The organism is Persicobacter psychrovividus (assembly GCF_036492425.1).
In the GTDB taxonomy this organism is placed as follows: Bacteria; Bacteroidota; Bacteroidia; order Cytophagales; family Cyclobacteriaceae; genus Persicobacter; species Persicobacter psychrovividus.
In genome coordinates, this window is the sequence record NZ_AP025292.1 from 3,139,115 (window position 1) to 3,158,586 (window position 19,472).

Annotated in this window: 16 protein-coding genes; 7 read left to right on the top strand and 9 right to left on the bottom strand. The window is 44.1% G+C overall.

What is annotated here, in order from left to right; translation table 11 throughout:
* The first annotated feature begins 204 nt into the window (after nt 1–204).
* Nucleotides 205–3,516 carry an isoleucine--tRNA ligase gene (gene ileS, locus AABK40_RS13525; RefSeq protein ID WP_338397287.1) on the top strand — a complete coding sequence of 1,104 codons (3,312 nt, stop codon included), beginning with the start codon at nt 205–207 and terminating at the stop codon, nt 3,514–3,516.
* A gap of 126 nt (nt 3,517–3,642) precedes the next feature.
* On the top strand, nt 3,643–4,239 hold the full coding sequence (locus tag AABK40_RS13530; RefSeq protein ID WP_338397288.1) for a lipoprotein signal peptidase: 597 nt from the start codon (nt 3,643–3,645) through the stop codon (nt 4,237–4,239).
* Between the two features lie 350 nt (nt 4,240–4,589).
* On the opposite strand, the gene AABK40_RS13535 is transcribed toward AABK40_RS13530, so the two are convergent.
* The 6 genes from AABK40_RS13535 to AABK40_RS13560 all read right to left on the bottom strand — a co-directional run bounded on the left by AABK40_RS13535 (nt 4,590) and on the right by AABK40_RS13560 (nt 9,707).
* Nucleotides 4,590–5,390 carry a glycoside hydrolase family 25 protein gene (locus AABK40_RS13535; RefSeq protein ID WP_338397289.1) on the bottom strand — a complete coding sequence of 267 codons (801 nt, stop codon included), beginning with the start codon at nt 5,388–5,390 and terminating at the stop codon, nt 4,590–4,592.
* Nucleotides 5,391–5,622: 232 nt separating this feature from the next.
* Entirely contained in the window at nt 5,623–6,840 is a 1,218-nt protein-coding gene (locus AABK40_RS13540; protein ID WP_338397290.1) for an NADH-quinone oxidoreductase subunit D, read from the bottom strand.
* Between the two features lie 21 nt (nt 6,841–6,861).
* Nucleotides 6,862–7,362, bottom strand: a complete 501-nt coding sequence (locus AABK40_RS13545; RefSeq protein WP_338397291.1) for an NADH-quinone oxidoreductase subunit C — start codon at nt 7,360–7,362, stop codon at nt 6,862–6,864.
* A gap of 365 nt (nt 7,363–7,727) precedes the next feature.
* Complete coding sequence (nuoB, locus tag AABK40_RS13550) at nt 7,728–8,246, bottom strand: NADH-quinone oxidoreductase subunit NuoB (protein ID WP_338397292.1); 519 nt, start codon at nt 8,244–8,246, stop codon at nt 7,728–7,730.
* A gap of 30 nt (nt 8,247–8,276) precedes the next feature.
* Nucleotides 8,277–8,750: an NADH-quinone oxidoreductase subunit A gene (locus AABK40_RS13555; protein ID WP_332919462.1), complete on the bottom strand. Its 474-nt coding sequence runs from the start codon at nt 8,748–8,750 to the stop codon at nt 8,277–8,279.
* A gap of 294 nt (nt 8,751–9,044) precedes the next feature.
* Complete coding sequence (locus AABK40_RS13560; protein WP_332919461.1) at nt 9,045–9,707, bottom strand: LON peptidase substrate-binding domain-containing protein; 663 nt, start codon at nt 9,705–9,707, stop codon at nt 9,045–9,047.
* A 295-nt stretch (nt 9,708–10,002) separates the two neighbouring features.
* Here AABK40_RS13560 and AABK40_RS13565 point away from each other — a divergent pair, with 295 nt between their 5' ends.
* The 3 genes from AABK40_RS13565 (at nt 10,003) to AABK40_RS13575 (ending at nt 12,089) form a co-directional block, all read left to right on the top strand.
* A complete protein-coding gene (locus AABK40_RS13565) occupies nt 10,003–10,581 on the top strand; it encodes an outer membrane beta-barrel protein (RefSeq protein ID WP_332919460.1) in 579 nt (192 codons plus the stop codon).
* Nucleotides 10,582–10,921: 340 nt separating this feature from the next.
* Nucleotides 10,922–11,509 (top strand): porin family protein, encoded by a 588-nt coding sequence (locus AABK40_RS13570; protein WP_332919459.1) that lies wholly within the window; start codon nt 10,922–10,924, stop codon nt 11,507–11,509.
* A gap of 205 nt (nt 11,510–11,714) precedes the next feature.
* Nucleotides 11,715–12,089: an NINE protein gene (locus tag AABK40_RS13575; RefSeq protein ID WP_338397293.1), complete on the top strand. Its 375-nt coding sequence runs from the start codon at nt 11,715–11,717 to the stop codon at nt 12,087–12,089.
* Nucleotides 12,090–12,199: 110 nt separating this feature from the next.
* Here AABK40_RS13575 and AABK40_RS13580 read toward each other — a convergent pair whose 3' ends face one another.
* On the bottom strand, nt 12,200–12,598 hold the full coding sequence (locus AABK40_RS13580; RefSeq protein ID WP_338397294.1) for a DUF5684 domain-containing protein: 399 nt from the start codon (nt 12,596–12,598) through the stop codon (nt 12,200–12,202).
* 92 nt (nt 12,599–12,690) lie between these two features.
* Nucleotides 12,691–14,085: a DNA repair protein RadA gene (radA, locus tag AABK40_RS13585; protein ID WP_332919456.1), complete on the bottom strand. Its 1,395-nt coding sequence runs from the start codon at nt 14,083–14,085 to the stop codon at nt 12,691–12,693.
* Nucleotides 14,086–14,537: 452 nt separating this feature from the next.
* Between radA and glmS the strand changes: the two genes are divergently transcribed.
* Together glmS and AABK40_RS13595 are read left to right on the top strand one after the other, a co-directional pair.
* Nucleotides 14,538–16,373, top strand: coding sequence for a glutamine--fructose-6-phosphate transaminase (isomerizing) (glmS, locus tag AABK40_RS13590; RefSeq protein WP_332919455.1), 1,836 nt, complete (start codon nt 14,538–14,540; stop codon nt 16,371–16,373).
* A 302-nt stretch (nt 16,374–16,675) separates the two neighbouring features.
* Entirely contained in the window at nt 16,676–17,275 is a 600-nt protein-coding gene (locus AABK40_RS13595; protein WP_332919454.1) for a 3'-5' exonuclease, read from the top strand.
* Nucleotides 17,276–17,494: 219 nt separating this feature from the next.
* Here AABK40_RS13595 and AABK40_RS13600 read toward each other — a convergent pair whose 3' ends face one another.
* Nucleotides 17,495–19,408, bottom strand: a complete 1,914-nt coding sequence (locus tag AABK40_RS13600; RefSeq protein WP_338397295.1) for a sialate O-acetylesterase — start codon at nt 19,406–19,408, stop codon at nt 17,495–17,497.
* Nucleotides 19,409–19,472 lie beyond the last annotated feature (64 nt).

The window sequence follows — 19,472 nt, forward strand, 5'->3', positions numbered from 1 at the left end:
CGTCAGCTGATAAGCTGCCCGAATATCAAAAATAAAAAAATACCTGACAAATACCCCTAAAGTTGCGGTATTTTTCCGCAAGCTAAAGCACTCAAATTTATCAATTTAAAAACTATTGCTTAACTTAGCGCAAGTTTATTTGGGGAAGTCCACTTGAGACTTTTCTATTGCAATGCGCCTAATTCTTAATGCCAATATATATTCATGCAGTATAAAGAATACAAACAGGTAGATTTCGCTCAAGTAGGGCGAGATGTACTTCAAGAATGGAAAGATAAATCCACTTTCGACAGCTCCGTAAAATTACGTGAAGGAGCTCCTGAATTTGTTTTTTTTGAAGGTCCTCCTTCAGCAAACGGTACACCGGGTATTCACCACGTGATGGCCCGTACGGTAAAAGATATCTTTTGCCGATACAAAACCCTGAAAGGCTTCCAGGTGAAGCGAAAAGGGGGATGGGACACCCACGGTCTACCTGTTGAGCTTCAGGTGGAGAAAGAATTAGGCATTACGAAAGAAGATATTGGTAAGACCATTTCGGTAGAAGAGTACAACCAGCGTTGTCGTGAGTCGGTGATGAAATTCAAAGACGAGTGGGACGATCTTACTGAAAAGATGGGATATTGGGTGGACTTGGATGATCCATACATTACTTTCGATCGCAACTACATGCAGACGTTGTGGAGTTTGTTGAAGAAATTGTATGACAAAGGATTGTTATACAAAGGTTACACTATTCAACCTTTCTCTCCAGCTGCAGGTACGGGTCTTTCTTCTCACGAGTTGAACCAGCCTGGTACTTACCGTGATGTGAAAGATACTTCGATCACTGCACAATTCAAGATCAAAGGAACTGAAAACGAGTTCTTCTTGGCCTGGACCACTACGCCATGGACACTTTCTTCGAATGCTGCCCTTGCCGTAGGTAAAAACATTGATTATGTGAAGGTACGCACCTTCAACCCTTATACATTCGAGCCGATTTTCGTGATTTTGGCGAAAAATCGTTTCAATGCTTATTTCAACCCTAAGCATGCAGACCTTAAAATTGAGGATTACAATGCAGGCGACAAGGGGATTCCTTATGAAGTAGTAGATACTTTCAAAGGATCAGAATTGGTAGGACGTGCTTATGAGCAGTTGATGCCATACGTTCAGCCTGTAAAAGACGCAGACAAGGCGTTCCATGTGATCGAAGGCGACTTCGTAACCACTGAGGATGGTACGGGTATCGTACACATTGCGCCAACCTTTGGTGCGGATGACCAGCGTGTTGCTTTCTTGGCGGGTGTTCCTGCGATTACGGTGTTGGACGAAAAAGGCAATGAGTTGCCATTGGTGGACAAGACGGGCCGTTTTGTAAAAGAAATGGGCGAGTTCGGTGGCCAATTCGTGAAGGCTGAATATGAGCCTGCGGAGGTAACTGCCGACAAAGGCTACAAAAGCATTGATGTGTTGATCTCTATCAAACTGAAAGAAGAAAACAGAGCTTTCAAAGTAGAGAAATACGAGCACAGCTACCCTCATTGTTGGAGAACAGACAAGCCAATTCTTTACTATCCATTGGATTCTTGGTTCATCAAAACGACTGAATACAAGGAGCAATTGGTAGCTTTGAACAAAACCATCAACTGGAAGCCAGGATCTACGGGTTCAGGACGTTTCGGTAACTGGTTGGAGAACTTGGTGGACTGGAACCTTTCGCGTTCGCGTTATTGGGGTACACCGCTTCCTATCTGGAGAACTGAGGATGGCGAAGAAGAGATCTGTATCGGATCGATCGCTGAATTGGCAGCTGAAGTAGAAAAGGCGAAAGCTGCAGGATTCATGGAGGCTTCTCTTCCTGAGGACTTCGACTTGCACCGTCCTTATGTGGATGATGTATTCTTGGTGTCGGCATCAGGTAAAAAGATGTTCCGTGAGCCAGATTTGATTGACGTTTGGTTTGATTCAGGGGCGATGCCTTATGCTCAGTGGGGTGTATTGGCGGATGCTGTTGATGCGAACAACCCAATTTATACCGCAGACTTCATTGCTGAGGGTGTGGATCAAACTCGTGGATGGTTCTTTACCTTGCACGCTTTGAGCACGATGCTTTATGATAAAGTAGCGTTCAAAAACGTGATTGCAAACGGTTTGGTATTGGATAAGAATGGTAACAAGATGTCCAAGCGATTGGGCAACGGGGTGAATCCATTCGAAACCATCGATACCCACGGACCAGATGCTACACGTTGGTATATGATCTCGAATGCGAACCCATGGGATAACCTGAAGTTCGATATTGACGGGGTGATGGAAGTGAAACGTAAATTGTTCGGTACACTTCAGAACACTTACAACTTCTTTGCACTTTACGCCAACCTGGATGGCTTCGTGAACAATGGCGAAGTGATTCCGGTAGCACAGCGTACAGAGTCGGATCGTTGGATTATCTCCCGCCTGAACTCATTGATCAAAGTTGTTGATGAAAACTTGAACGCTTACGAGCCAACACGTGCGGCACGTGCTATTCAGGACTTCGTAACGGATGATATGTCGAACTGGTACGTTCGTCTGAACCGTAAACGTTTCTGGAAAGGCGAATTCAACGAAGATAAAAAAGCGGCTTACCAGACACTTCATGAGTGTTTGACTACCATCGCTCAGATCAGTGCGCCATTCGCACCGTTCTATATGGATACTTTGTATCAGAACCTGACAGCAGGTATCGAAGGCGCAGCGGCTTCTGTTCACTTGACCAACTTCCCAACAGCTGTGGAAGCAGACATCGATGCAGACTTGGAAGCTCGCATGACTTTGGCACAACAAGCGTCATCATTGGTTCACTCACTTCGTAAGAAGGAGAAAATCAAGGTGCGTCAGCCATTGCAACGTGTGATGATCCCTGCCTTGAATGATACGTTCAAAGCGCACATTGCGGCGGTTGAGGAAATCATCAAGAATGAGGTGAACGTGAAAGAAGTAGAGGTGATTGATGATACATCAGGCATCTTGGTGAAGAATATCAAGCCAAACTTCAAAACGTTGGGTAAAGCTTATGGTCCACGCATGAAAGACATCGCCAAGGCGATCAGTGCTTTTGAGCAAGAGGATATCGCTAAAATCGAAGCGGACGGTCAATATGTATTGGCGATCGAAGGTGGGGATGTTACCTTGACTTTGGAAGATGTGTTGATCACTTCTCAGGATATTCCTGGCTGGTTGGTAGCCAACGAAGGCGCTTTGACCGTCGCGTTGGACATCAATTTGAACGATGCACTGAAAGAAGAAGGTTTGGCGCGTGACTTGGTGAACCGTATCCAAAATATCCGTAAGGATATGGGCTTGGAAATCCAAGACAAGATCCAGATCAGCATTCAGAATGAGGAAACAATCGCTAAGGCGGTTGCTTCAAACGAAGCATACATCACTACCGAAACGCAGGCGACTGCCTTGGCCGTAGTTGATCAACTAAATGACGCCACAGCTTTGGATATCGACGGCTTGACCGTTAATCTAAAAGTATCGAAATAAGATAAATGAGCAGGGGAGGCTGGTCTTCCCTTGCTTTCTTTTTGATATTTTCTTTCGAAGGCTCAAACCTTTACATGATTTTTTGACACCAGATGCTCGATCTTGGTGAAACAATCCTAATCCGACATGAAATACGGAAAATATTTTCTGATTGCACTACTTGTAATCATTGTTGATCAGGCCGTAAAGATGGCTGTTCACTTTAACATGCCTTTGGGCACGGCAGGACAGATCAAAGTCTTCGGCGACTGGTTCAAACTGCACTATACCCTGAACCCTGGTATGGCCTTCGGTATGCAATTGGGCTCATCCTATGGTAAATTAATCCTGACTACTTTCCGATTGTTCGCGATGTTCGGCATCGGCTGGTACTTGATCCGATTGGCAAAGAAAGGCGCCAAAAATGGGCTGTTGGTCTGCATCGGATTGATCTTGGGCGGGGCAATCGGTAACCTGGTCGATAGTATCTTTTATGGGGTATTGCTGGATAATGCACCCTACACGGCCTCCACACCGTGGTTCCATGGTCAGGTGATTGATATGTTCTACTTTGACCTTTGGGAAGGCTTCTTACCTAAGTCGATTCCTTTCTGGGGAGGCAAGTACATGGCTTTCTGGCCGATATTCAATGTAGCGGACTCAGCGATCTTCGTTGGCGTGGCATTGATCCTTATCTTTCAGAAGAAGTTCTTGACGACTGTTGATGGGGAACGATTGGGATAGGCTGAATCGTTAGGATATTTGTCCACAGATTACACAGATTTCCACAGATTACTTTTGTAAGATGATGGGGATACGATAAAATGAAAAAACACCGCTTGAAATGGTTCAGGCGGTGTTTTTTTTGTAAGGACGTTCAGAAGAACATCTATGCAAGCGGAGCTTGCATGATTTGGGGTCGTAGCGGGACGCTACGACAAGTGAAAGGTGCTGGGCGTTTATATTAAATGCTGGGCGTGCCCTTGATGTGTGCAGGGCATTTTGATTAAATACAGGGCATGCCATTGATGTGTGCAGGGCATTTTGATTAAATACAGGGCATGCCATTGATGTGTGCAGGGCATGCCCTGCACCTACAGGGTTAATGCCTTCAAATCCTGCATGGTTCCATTGAAATCATTGCCATCGGCGAAGGTACCGACGGGGATTCCTTTGACACCAATTCGATCCGAGAATTGATGGAACTTCCATCCCAAATGTCGAATGCGGCTTTTGGTACTGTAACTGATCGCCGCCCTTTTGGATGGGTATTGCGCCACCCATAATGGGTACTGACCTGAAGGAAACAAAGTCTTCAGATGGGTTTCATAAAACTTCCGGCCGGAATAGATGATCGGTTTTTTGCCATACTTTTTCTCTGCCAAATCCGCCCAGGTCTTGAGGTCTTTTTTCCACCGTCTGATGTTTTTAGCCGAAGGGTTGCTTGGAGCATCCTCAATATCCAATACAGGGGGAAAATCCCCTTTCTTTAATTCGACGATATGATCAAAGAAATGCCACTGTGAGGCACCGGATTGGTTAGGCTTGAAGTAATGATAGGCTCCCTTGAGGTATTTTTCCTTTTGTAAGGCCTGCCAGTTTCTTTTGAACTTACGATCCCGTTTAAATGCTCCATAAGAAGCCCTGACAAAGACGAATTTAATATCATGCTTAGAGGTTCTGACCTTATGCCAGTTGATATTGCTCTGATGATGTGAAACATCAATGCCAAACACATAGCCCGAGTGGTTGGTCTGTCCACTGTCGCGGTTGCTGGTTCGAACAATATGATGTGTCTTTTTTCTTTTGTATAACTTTACGCCGACAACCGTCAGGCCAACAGCGAAGATATGGATCAGGAGCACCCAAAAAATGGTACGTTTGGTTTTACTCATCAAAAAAGTGATTCGTTGAAATGAAAATATGACCTAAATTAGTCCATTACTTATCTATAAAAGACTATAAATTTTCAAATAGATTAAAAGCTATATCATTATTGTATTATTTAACACAAAAAAGATCATATTTAATGCAATCAACCTTCACTGAGTGAAAAAATGTTATTTGGGTGGATCGGTGCAGGGCATTTTTATTGAATGCAGGGCATGCCCTGCATCAACATCAATATTAACGATCGACTTCGCCCAAAACAACATCAATGGATCCCATGATGGCGATCAAATCGGCAAGCATGGCGCCTTTGGACAATACGGGCAGGATGGAAAGGTTCACGAAGGAGCTTGATCGGGCTTTGCAACGCAAAGGCTTGTCTGCGCGACCATCAGCATCGAAATAGAATCCCAATTCTCCTTTTGGGCTTTCGCCACGGAAGTACATCGATTGTGCTTTGGGACGCACGCGCTTGGGAACAACGGCTTGCGGGTCATAGGATTTGTCACGTTTGTGTTCGCCTTTCAATTTCTCCAAACATTGCTCGATGATCTTGACCGATTCTTTGCATTCCTGCGCACGAACCCACGAACGGTCCCAACAATCGCCGACAGTACCCATCTCACCTTTACCGATCGGGATATCAAAATCCAATTCAGGGTACACACTGTAAGCATCCACCCGACGGAGGTCATATTTCAAGCCTGAAGCCCGCAACATCGGTCCCGTTACCCCATAATTAATCGCCAGATCTCTTGGTAACACGCCTACATTGGCGGTACGCTCGACATAAATTTTATTTTCAATCAACAGCTGATCTGATTCAATCAATTTGGGTTTAAGGTAATTGATGAATTCGGTGCATTGTTCCTCAAAACCCACCGGAAGATCATAATAAAGTCCACCGACCCAAATATAATTATAGAGCATACGTGCCCCGCAAAGCCATTCGAGCAGTCGAAGGATATGCTCACGGTCCCGCATCATCCAAATAAATGGGGTCGTCGCTCCGATATCCAAACCATAAGTACCAAGCGCCACAAAGTGCGAAGCAATACGGTTGAGTTCTGCTACCAACACCCGAATATATTCGGTGCGCTTGGGAATCTGATCGGTGATGCCGAGCATTTTCTCCACGCCCATACAATAAATATGCTCGTTGTTCATGGCCGTAACGTAATCCATCCGATCGACATAAGGAATGATCTGATTGTACATCAAAGCCTCCGTATGTTTTTCAAAACAACGGTGCAAATAACCGAGGTGAGGCACCACATCAACAATGATCTCTCCATCGGTAACGACCTCCAAGCGCAAAACCCCGTGGGTTGAAGGGTGCTGAGGTCCGATGTTGATGATCATCTCCTGATGCTTGAGATCTTTCTCGGTGTATTTGGAGGGCTCCGAGACGTTCAGGTGTTTCGGATCGTATTTGTATTGGATTTGGTTTGCCATGTCTGCGGGAGGGTCGTTGGATTAATATTTTACCTTGATGCCATGATAGTATTCCTGCACCTCGTAATCTTTGCGCATCGGATGCCCCTGCCAATCAGCAGGAAGGAGGATGCGACGCAGGTCGGGATGGTTGGAAAAGCGGATGCCGAACAGGTCGAAGGCTTCGCGCTCATGCCAGTCGGCTGTTTTCCAAAGGGATTCCACCGAGGCAATCTCGGGGCCATCTGCTCCTTCTTCATTTCTTGGCAAAACCACCTTGATCATCAGGTGATGATTGAAAGGAATGGAATAGAGGTTATAAACCACCCCCATGGTATTGGCCTTCATGCCATAATCCACCCCTGTCAGGCAAGACAACTGATCGAAATACAGTCGGTCGTCTTCTTTCAGAAAGAGGCACAGATCAAAAATCGCCCCTGCATCGACGGTAATCGATTGGGGAGAGTCATTGAGCCCCTGCTCCATGATGATTTCCTCGCCGAATTGGCTTTGCATCAGCTGAACGATTTCTTCGAATGACATAGGAGGTGGTGTTTATAATTGGATATTATGATTTTGATTTATTGTCCACAGATTACACACATTTCCACCCATTATTTATGGTTCGGAAATGTTGATTTATTCATGTGGCTCATTTAGATCATCTTGATTTGAATTGATCGCTGTAGGATCAGATCTATGTATCTTGTCAAACGTATCGTATCGATATTTTTTTGACCATGATTTACTTGATTAAAAGGATTATCATGATTTATATTATTTACATAGCCTAAAACAAATCCTAAAATCCTTCTTAATCATGGTAATCAAGGTTTAAAATTCACGAACACGACAAATAACAATTAACAAGGCAATAGGTGTGCCCGTACAGTATCCGAAGATTTTGATCAATCCATCTCGGCGAGCAAATCGGCAACGGCGGTCGGTGCCATTAGGCTTTCGGTACGGATCTTTTCCTGCAATTTCAGGAAGCCACCGATCAATGCTTCAGGGCGGGGAGGGCATCCGGGCACATAAACATCAACGGGGATGATACGATCGACCCCTTTGACCACATGATATCCATGATCCCAGTAGGGACCTCCACAGTTGGAGCATGAACCCATGGAAATCACGTATCGAGGCTCTGCCATCTGTTCATATAATCGTCGGATACGGTCTGCCATCTTGAAGGTAACCGTTCCTGCAACGATCATCACGTCGGATTGTCGTGGAGTACCGCGCGGAAATACACCAAGGCGGTCCAAATCATAGTTGGCCGCATAGGCACCCATCATTTCAATGGCACAACATGCCAGGCCGAAGCCCATCGGCCACAGGGACGACAGCCGTGCCCAGTTGAGCAGGTCATCAACCTTGGAGATGATGACGCCTCCTTTGGTAAACTCTTGATCTAACAGTCCCATCGGTATAAATTAGGTAAAGGTGATAACAGATTAATATTGATCGTTGAGGCGCTCGTACATTTCTTCTGGTACGCGGCTGTTGGCCTTGGGCAGCTTCACTTCAGGTTTTTCCCAGTCAAGGAAACCCTTTCCCCATACATAAGCCAGGCCGAGGGCAAGGATGAAGATGAAAAGCATCATCTCGGTTATGGCAAACCAGCCCCACAAACCGTTGGTCTCGGCAATTAAGTTCTTATCCCCAAAAACAGTCGCCCACGGAAACAGAAAGACGATCTCCACCTCAAAGAGAATAAAGAGCAGGGCGATAATATAAAACCGCATGTTGAACTGCCCCCACGCCGAGCCTACGGTATCTTCTCCAGACTCGTAAGTGGTGTTTTTTTCCTCATTAGGACGATCGGGGCGAAAGAGCCACGACCCAAAATAGGTCAGCATAACGAACAGGGCTGAGCCGATAATATATAATAAGACTTCCCCGAAAGCGGAGACTTGGGTGGCAATCATACGGTTAGATTAATAGATTACGGTTGGTATTGTAGACTGATCATTATACACTTTGGTGGTGACTGGTATTGTATTTACCGATCGCTAAGCACAAGCCACCGATCACCTATTTATAAATATGGTCATTCCGATTTGAAAAAGCATACCCAATAAGTGAAAAGTGATCAGCTACTTATTTATACAAAACTAAGGAGTGTAAGCAAAAAAGGAAATTCCGAGGATTGAAAAGCCTGAAAATGTCGCCTGAAAACCAATAATATTCAATTTGGAACGAATTTGAACAAGGATGTTAAATCAATTTTCATGCTGGCCTTCGTTCGGGCGGAAATCGTCGCCGAGGTCAAAATATTTATAATGCCCATTCATCTTGATCCGTCGCTTGGACTCATTAAACTGCCGTGCCACAGGAATAGTCTCGCGCAGGTGGTGGATCAAAAACTCCTGACGCTCGGTTTCCTGCTGCAGCTGTAAAAGGGCATATTTTTGATCAATCGAAAGCCCAAGATAGTGCCCAATACCAAAAGCCTGTGGTTGCTGGTTAAAGCCTACGCGCCCCACCATTTCCAGCGCCTGAAAAAATTCGGTGATCTGCTCTTTAAGCTCCATCACCTGATCCTCTTTTACGACCATATCGTTCGGCAAATAATGAATCAGCCCTGCGGGGTATTCCCTTGAATGCTTGACCTGTTCAAACTCCTCGACCTCGAAAACACGCTGCCCCACCACCTGAATATCCATTCGGCCATCGTTATACACTTTATTAATGGACTTCAGCAGCACCGTCGTTCCATATTTTATTTCACCATTCAGGCTCGATACAATACCAAACACACGATCACCACGCATACAATCATGGATCATCTGCTTATACCTGCGCTCAAAAATATGCAGATTAACCTTCTCCGTCGGGAAGATCACAATCTCTAATGGAAATAAGGGAATATATGATTGTAGCATATTGCAACAACTATTGGTGTGCAGAAAAGATTGAAAAAAGAGGGCTTAATTGAAGGTCATTTAGAAAAGGATCATTCTTCAATAAATGCGATGCGTCGTCGTTAATAAAATCACAGCACCATGTTTAGCATTAAATACTGCGCATAAAATAAGCACTTGAATTACACCACTTTGCGCATCCTGACAAGATAATAAATTATCATCACATATTAACACCACGCAGAAAGAAGTCGAGTTAATCTTAAACAATCCCCTCAAACATCTCTTCTAACAACAAAACAACTGAAAAACTACTATGAAAAAGTTTACTTCCCTGATCGTTGTCCTCCTGTGTTTGCTTGGGTTTCAGGCACAGGCGCAAGTTCACCTGATTCCTTCTGCAGGATTAACCGTCTCGTCGGTTAATAAAGATGCCGAAACCGCTAAAGCAGGGTATCGGCTTGGGCTGAATGTAAGAATAGGTGAGGAGCTGTATGTACAGCCAGGGTTCTTTTACACCAAAAACAGTGCAGAGTTGGATAAAGATGCTTTCTCCAATAATGCCGGCGATATCAAGTACGACCATGAAGGCTTTGAAATTCCTGTCATGATCGGTTATCATATCATCAATTCTGACGCTTTCAAATTCAGAGGGCACCTTGGGCCACAGTTCGGCTTTGGCTATACGGGCTCGATCTCGCAGGGCTTCGATGGTATTGATACCAATTCCACCCAATGGACCCTTAAAGCGGGCCTTGGTATCGATGTACTTTTCTTTACCCTTGATGCCGAATATGGTTGGGGCCTCAGCGATTCCTTTACAATTACAGAAGCTGGAAATTCTACCTCTTACAAAAGCAGATCATTCAACTTAACACTCGGGATAAGGCTATAAAAGACTATGGCACTATAACTTCCATTAAAAAGCACTTGGGCAATTGCTCAGGTGCTTTTTTTGCTCCCTACACCTCTCCCTCTGGTTGTCCGCTAAAAACACCTTTCGATCTATAAAATTTATTTTCCTGAAAAAAATTTAGATTTATTTATTCGGTTGAAAACTGATTTGGAAGGCTGAACGGGCTATTTCTTATGCTTAAATTATACATTTTATTTATAAAAACACCATAACCTTCAGATCCTCAGCCTGCTATTTTATTCTTATTTCCTCAAATGGTATGACTTTTGAAACATCATGATCAACTACCTAAAAAAAGAAAAAACAAAACTTAACGATCATGAAAAAACTATCCGTATTATTTGTTGCATTAATGATGTTCGTTGGGCTGCAAGCTCAAGCACAGATACATGTTATTCCTGCTGTTGGTATGACGGTTTCAAAACCAAACCATGATATGTTCTCTGCGCAGGCAGGTTACCGTTTTGGTGCAAGTGTTCGTATCGGAGATAAATTCTTCGTTCAGCCAGGATTATTCTATGCAAAATATACTGCCAAAGTAGATGTCCCAAATTCAGCTATGGCGAAACAAGCTTTTGAAGGCGTGAGTTTCGATCAGAAAGGCTGGGAAATTCCTGTGTTAGTGGGTTACAACTTTATCAACTCCGACATGTTCAAATTCCGTGCGTATGCAGGTCCTCAGGTAGGGTTTGGCTACAAAGGGTCATTGTCACATGGATTGGGTGCTTTTGATACTGAATCTACACAGTGGTCGGTAAAAGCAGGTCTTGGTGTAGATGTATTGTTCTTCACTTTGGATGCTGACTACGGTTGGGGCTTAAATGACGCTTTCAAAGCAACAGAAGCTTTTAACCATAACTCTTATAAGAACAGAACCTTCAATGTAACATTGGGTATCCGAATCTAAATTGCCGAATATAGATTTCTAAAAAAGTGCAGGAGTTTCTTCTTGCACTTTTTTTTGTGTTTAGGTTTTTAGTATAGATTCAAAGCGGCAGTGCTTTAATTTGTATCCTTGGAGTTCAGCCTTGCATTTTTTTTTGCAAGAACAAAAAAGACGCAGAACATCATCAGAAATCATCGTCTTATTCATTTACTAAACAATACTTGACATGAAAGATAAACTCATCGCAGCGCTGCTTGCCTTTTTCCTTGGTGCTTTGGGTATTCAGCATTTTTACCTTAAAAGACCGACGCATTATGGCATTTTGTCCATTGTCTTTTGTTGGACTTACATCCCTGCACTGATCGGTTTGATTGATGGTATTCAATTACTGATCATGAATGACAGAGAGTTTGCTGATAAATACAATGGTGGTGTTCAAAACATAGGATTTAATTATCAGCAAGCGCATCAGCAACATGCTCGCCCTGTGACCTCTACCAACGTTGCAGATGAATTGAGAAAGCTTCATGAACTGAAGGAGTGCGGGATTCTTACTGAACAAGAATTCAGTGAGCAGAAGCGGAAGCTGTTGAGAAAGTAGAATTTCTCTTTAATAAAAAAGCCCGAAGCCGATCATTGAAAAGATCAGCTTCGGGCTTTTGTATTTATGATACACTATCTTCTTTTACAAGAAAATAAGGTTAATCCAACTTATCGGATTTGAGGTCCACCGTAGGCCTGCTTTTGTTGTTTGCCGTATCGATACTTAATCGAATCATCCAAGCCAAGAATTAAGGTAAAGATAGGCGTCAGGAAGATCAACCCCAGCGCAAAGCCTGTTCCTCTACCATAAGCTTTGGCGGTCTCCAAGCTAAGTTTAACCAAAAGATAAATATTAGCGAGTGGGATGATTGCCAAGATAATCATCCACTGAGGCATTCGGACAATCCCCAAATGTACATAAAGATTATAGATCGGGATAAGGGCTTTCCATCCAGCCACACCAGCTTTGGTGAAAATCTTCCAATAGGCAATAATTTGAATGGCCAGCAGGACAATCATTACGATTGAGGTCAAACCGCCTGCGGCAACTTCTGTTCCGTTTTGCATTTTCTATCTTTTTTATGGTAAGTGATTAACTCCCATAGCACAAATAGGTTACCAAAGCGAGGAAACCTCTTACTTTTGTCTTATTTTTTATATCAATTGAATAAATCCTGAAAGATATCCTCCAGCTTTCCGTAGGCACGAATCTGAATGCCATACTTGTTGAAATCAATCCCTTTCAGCCCAAACTTGGATACATAAATCGTCTGGAAGCCCATTTTTTCCGCTTCGGCAATTCGGCTTTCAACATGCGTTACCGCACGGATTTCCCCACCAAGGCCAATCTCTGCCGCAAAGCAGACGGTCGGTGGAATTGCGACCTCCTCAAAAGAAGATACCAAGGCTGCCGCCACTGCCAGGTCAAGGGCAGGGTCTTGCACTTTCACGCCTCCAGCGATATTGAGGAAGATGTCGCGCATGCCAAGTCGGAAGCCTCCACGACGCTCCAAAACGGCAATCAGCATTTGTAAGCGTTTATTATCGAAACCTGTGGTCGCGCGCTGTGGTGTTCCATAAGTCGAAGGGGAGGCGAGGGCCTGCGTCTCGATGAGCAAAGGTCGGTTGCCCTCTAATGTTGCACCGATGGCTACGCCGCTGAGTTCTTCTTCACGCTGAGAGATGAGTACTTCTGAAGGGTTGTTCACCTCCCGAAGTCCATCACTGCGCATTTCATAGATACCCAACTCACTTGTAGATCCAAAACGGTTTTTGATGGTCCGCAAAATACGGTAGCTCAGGTGTCGGTCGCCTTCAAACTGCAAAACAGTGTCTACCATATGCTCAAGCACCTTGGGGCCCGCAATATTTCCGTCTTTATTAATGTGCCCAATAATGAAGGTCGGGGTGTTGGTTTCCTTGGCAAATCGCATCAGTTCCCCAGTACATTCTTTCACCTGCGAGATACTTCCCGGAGCAGAATCGATCGTTGCAGAGCCCAAAGTCTGAATGGAATCGATCACCAGGATTTCGGGCTTCACTTCCTTCACCTGATTAAACACCTTATCCAAATCGGTTTCTGTCAGGACAAACAGGTTGTTATTTTTAGTGGCAATACGATCAGCCCGCATTTTGATCTGCTGTGCACTTTCCTCCCCAGAAACATACAGCACCTTATGAGCGATAAGCTTCAAAGCCACCTGCAGCATCAGGGTCGATTTACCAATTCCAGGCTCTCCACCGATCAGTACCAGCGAACCAGGTACAATACCACTGCCCAGCACCCTGTTCAGTTCCTGATCGTGGGCATCAAAGCGGTGCTCCTGCTGTACCTGAATATCTTTCAGCGTTACGGCCTTTGCCGCGGCTTTCCGGAACGCGCTGCCACCCGCAGCCGCATCTGCAGAAGCGAAGCGGGTTTTGGTAGATTTTTCAATCACTTCCTCGGCGAATGTATTCCACTTTTGGCAGGAGGGGCATTTGCCTAACCATTTCGGAGCCTCATAGCCACAATTTGAACAGAAATATGCCGTTTTGATTTTTGCCTTAGCCATTGTTTATTTTTTACTGTTTTGACCGAATACGAAATAGCACAATTATCCTTCAATATAAAAGGATGCCTGCTGCCGAATAAAAATGCGGCAGCGATACCAAACATTACATTATATGATTTTAGTAATTCATAATATGATTTTTACCCTAAGTAGTGAAAAAAAATATTTATCGAAAATTATTCCTTGTTAAATCTATCATACCATACGAATAGCCCGAATAGGGTAGAATTGTTTACCGTTCTAACCATATTTTAAAGACCACCATACTAATTATTTCCTCAAAAAAAGAAAGTAAAGCCAAAAGGCGGCTTAATAAATAATATCTATTACAAACTCTATCACAACGCCTTCGGTGTGCTAAAGCGCTATTTTTGAATTCTTAAGCAAAAGGTGTTATTTCACCTTCAATAATTGAAATATAACCAATACTAACGATATAAATTACTGCCAATATGTGTGGAATTGTAGCCTACAAAGGACATCGCCAAGCTGCCGAAATCATCATCAAAGGACTCCAGCGACTGGAGTATCGCGGTTACGACAGTGCGGGTATTGCCTTGCTTAACCCCGAGCTTTCTGTATTCAAGAAAAAAGGGAAAGTGGCCGAACTCCAGCAATTTATTGCTGATAAAAACACTTCTTCCACCATTGGTATCGGACATACCCGTTGGGCCACTCACGGAGAGCCAAATGATGTTAATGCGCATCCGCATTATTCAGAATCAAAAAACCTGGCCATTATCCATAATGGTATCATTGAAAACTATGCTTCAATCAAAAAAGAACTGATTGCCCAGGGGCATGAATTTTCTTCAGAAACCGACACCGAAGTACTGATTCATTTCATTGAGTTCATCAAAGAAAGTAACCATGTGGATTTGGTAGAAGCCGTTCGCCTGGCATTGAAACGCGTTGTGGGTGCTTATGCGATCGCCATCATCTCTAAAGACGATCCAGATTTGATGATTGCCGCACGTAAAGGTTCTCCATTGGTGATTGGCCTTGGGAAAGATGAATTCTTCCTTGCTTCAGATGCTACGCCAATTGTTGAATATACCAACGAGGTGATCTACCTGAACGATAATGAAATTGCCATTATGAATGGCAGTGAGTTGCACATCAAAAACACCGATGATGTTGTGGCAACTCCTGAAATTACCCTGCTTGATCTGGAACTTGAGGCGATTGAAAAAGGAGGCTATGACCATTTCATGCTCAAGGAAATTAATGAACAGCCCCGCTCTATCGCCGATTGTTTGCGTGGGCGTTTGAATGCTGCCGAAGGCAGCCTGACCCTGGGCGGAATTCGTGATTACCTCAGAAAACTCCGTCAGGCCGATCGCATTATCATTGCCGCTTGCGGAACCTCCTGGCATGCTGGTTTGGTGGCGGAATATATTTTTGAAGAATTCTGCCGTATTCCAGTGGAAGTTGAATACGCTTCTGAATTCCGTTACCGCAACCCGATTATTCACGAAGGGGATATCCTGATTGCCATTTCGCAGTCTGGTGAAACTGCCGATACTCTGGCTGCAATGGAAATTGCAAAATCACGGGGCGCCACCGTATTGGGCGTTTGTAATGTGGTGGGCTCTTCGATCTCCCGCGTATCGGATGCTGGAGTTTATACCCATGCCGGCCCTGAAATTGGGGTAGCCTCTACTAAAGCCTTCACCGCACAATTGTCGGTACTTTCTATGATCGCCCTGAAGGTTGCACAACAAAAAGGAACAATCTCTGATATCCGTTTCCGTGAAATGCTGGCACATTTGGAGCAAATTCCAGCCAAAGTAGAAAAGGCACTGAAATCTGAAGAAGAAATTAAAAATATCTCGGGGCTGTATAAAGATGCATCAAACTTCCTATACCTTGGCCGTGGCTATAACTTCCCAGTGGCTTTGGAAGGTGCTCTGAAACTGAAAGAAATTTCCTATATCCATGCTGAAGGTTACCCTGCTGCTGAAATGAAACACGGGCCGATCGCACTGATTGACGAAGAAATGCCCGTATGTTTTATCGCCACCCGCGATGGCTCTTACGACAAAGTTGTTTCCAATATTCAGGAGGTAAAAGCACGTAAGGGGAAAGTAATTGCCATTGTGTCGGAAGGAGATGTGTTGATTCCAAAAATGGTTGATCATGTGATTGAAGTCCCTAACACCCACGAGGCATTTATGCCATTGGTGGCCTCTATTCCACTTCAGTTATTGTCGTATCATATTGCGGTACTACGCGGCTGTAATGTCGATCAGCCTCGTAATTTAGCAAAATCTGTTACGGTAGAATAACCCAATAAATAGCATTTAAAATCGGAGTACAGCATCACAGGGAAAGTCGATTTTTCCTATGGAGAGCATCCGCTAACGATGCCAGTGCCCCTTTTTCGCAATCGCGAGATAGTGTGCCATTGGCTAATGATGTACCCTAAAAAATATACTGAAAGCGCAAGATGAAAATTTTGCGCTTTTTTTATTTTCAGTGAAGTCATAGTGCACTCTATAAATTTAACTTTATCCTGTTATATTATTATAAGCAATTAATTTTTACCTTTAGCACTGCTATAGACCATAATAAAAACAACAGAAAATAAATGCCATATTTAGTATTTGACTTAGAAATGAGTGGTCCTGATCCCGAAATTCATGACATCATCCAAGTGGGGGCGGTGCTGGTGGATAACGACTGGAATGAGATCGCTAAATTTGAATCCAATGTATGCCCTGAAAATATCAATACCATTTCGGTAAAGGCGGAAGAAATCCATGGTTTGTCGAAATATGACCTGTTGGATGCACCTGCCATGTACGAAGTGCTTGAAAACCTGGAGGAGTGGGTAAAGACGACCCTCAAAAGATCAAATACCAAAAATTTCCACGACATTGTCCTGTGTGGGCAAGGGGTGATGAATGATATTAATTTTTTGCAGGAAGCCTATTATCGTGAAAACATGAAGTGGCCTTTTGCTTACAAGCTGATCGATCTGCTCAGCATCAGCACTTTTGCCTTCATGATCATGAAAAACAATGGGCTTGAAGTACCCAAGCGCAGAAGCCTCAATCATATTGCTGAATTCTTTGACCTTAAGCGGGAAGGGGATTTACACAATGCACTTGAAGATGCTGAACTGACTTTGGCCTGCTTCCAGAAATGTTTCGACGTTGCCAAAAAGGCTAAATTGCCGACGGAATAAAAATAATCGCACATAGGAGCTGTTGCATAATTGGTATTTCATGATTTACCTCCAAATGGTCACGCTTTGTTTTCCTTGGGCTGAAAGCTAAAGGCAGGTTTTAAAGTACACCTGCCTACAAGATTTTTTACCCTCGAAAATGAGAAATGAGTGCGCTTATTGGTATGCTGATTTAAGGATAAAATTAGGTAACAGCCCCTTTCTTTTTAATGGATAACATCAATCTGCGGCTGCCCTAATTTTAAAGGGTAGAACAGGAATTCCTTTCGTACTGAAAACAGTAGGCACATAGTAGTTTTCCCAACCATAACTCGCCCCAATAAGATGATCGCCCCTTCTGCCTTCAAGCAAAATTTTGCCTCCCTCCACAGTAACCTTAGGGGTGTACGCTCCCCCCGATGCCGTCCATACTTTAAATGGCTGCAAGCCTGAAAAAGGTATCATTTTCAGGTCTCCACTATTTTTCAGTGCAACACTGATTTTATGTCCCTGAAATTTAAATGTGTCCAACATCCTATTTTTTACGGCCTCCGGCTGTTGATACACCTCCCCCAAAGCAAGTTGACTTGCACGAAACCCGATGGTCTTTTTATCCTTTGGATGAATATCATTTGCTGCACCGGCATCTGCTGTCCCGATTAAAGTAACACCTGACAATAATTCACACACTCGCAACTGTTCACTTCTGAACTCTGCGGCATTAATCTGCCTCCCATAATCAAAAGGGGCAATTTCAACTACCAAAAAAGGAAGGTCTGGCTTTTTCTGAAGTTTGCGATAATGTCCAATAAGCTTTTGGAGGCTTTGCCCATAGGCCTTAGGTTCGCTCACATCCTGCTCCCCCTGATACCAAATCATTCCTTTGACGGGCATTGGCATTATCGGAACCACCATTCCATTATACATTACCCCCGACTGCTGTGTATGGTAAAAATTCGGTTGCGGAGGGAAAACCGTCTCTTTTTTGTAATTCCATTTCCCACTCAAAGGCACGCTGTCTCGTCCATTGCTAAGGAACATCTCTTCTGCAGGGCCGAGTAATCCACCTGCCCCCATGGTGTTAATAAGCCTTACAGCCACCGTAGCACTATGGCCATTGGTAAAATCCGGAGCCACTTTATATTTACGGTGTACCTTCCAGTCACCGATTTTTCGATGACTCCCCACCCCGTTACCATTTAAAAATGTCATGTCCATTTCATCAATTTGCCCCAGCGAGATCGTTACTTCAGTTCCCCAAAAATCCTGCGGAACTTCCACCACTTTTTCCAGCCAAACAATCCCTTCCGTTTCGCCTACAGTCGTCTCCGCCCAATCGGCAGGTAGCCTGATGGTTCCCTCCGTTTTTTCAGGAATCGCAAAGGCCGCCATGGGCTGATCAAGCAGCATCTGTGCATTTCTGATCTTCATAATACTGTCCTGTAACGCCTGAATTTTTGTGTCTAAATACCTGCTTTCCCTCAACGGCCAGGCGGTTGTTGAAGCGAGTAAATGCTCTTGCTCTGTCGGCAGCCAAGCCTTAATTGGTGTACCTCCCCAAGCCGTTTGAATAATGCCCACGGGGCAGTTTAATGCATTTTGCAAAGAGTCAGCAAAGTAATATCCGATAGCACTGAAGTTAGCCGCCTGTTGAACATCTCCATTCCACCACTGTCCCATTGCCCGGTCCTGTACATGAGGGCTCATCACTTTGTGTACCTGAAAAAGATGAACATCGGGATTCATCCCCTCGGTCTGTAATTCAGGATAACTATCGGCTTTGTCTAAAGAAAATTCTGCATTCGACTGCCCAGCAATCCACCAAAGTTCCCCAAAATTTACAGGATCAACCAATAAGGTATCTGTACGACTGAAAACTTTCAGCCACTCATTGCGCCGTACAGGTTGTGCAGGCAGTATTATTTCCCACCGGCCATCAGCAGCTATATGGCTGATTTGCTCCTCCTGCATCCAGGAGGCTTTTAAATGAACTTTTTCCCCTGCACTGCCCCATCCCCAAATACGTATTGGCTCTTGCTGCTGAAAAACAACACCCGCCTGTATAATTTCTGGTAAGCTTAATGGGCTGACCGTTTTTGACGTACAGCTCACAAGGAGCAGAAGCGAAGTCAGCAAAAAATAAATAGGTTTCATATTAGGTGATTTTTTCATTTATAATGATGCTTGTATACCTTCAGCAATACTCATTTTTCAAATA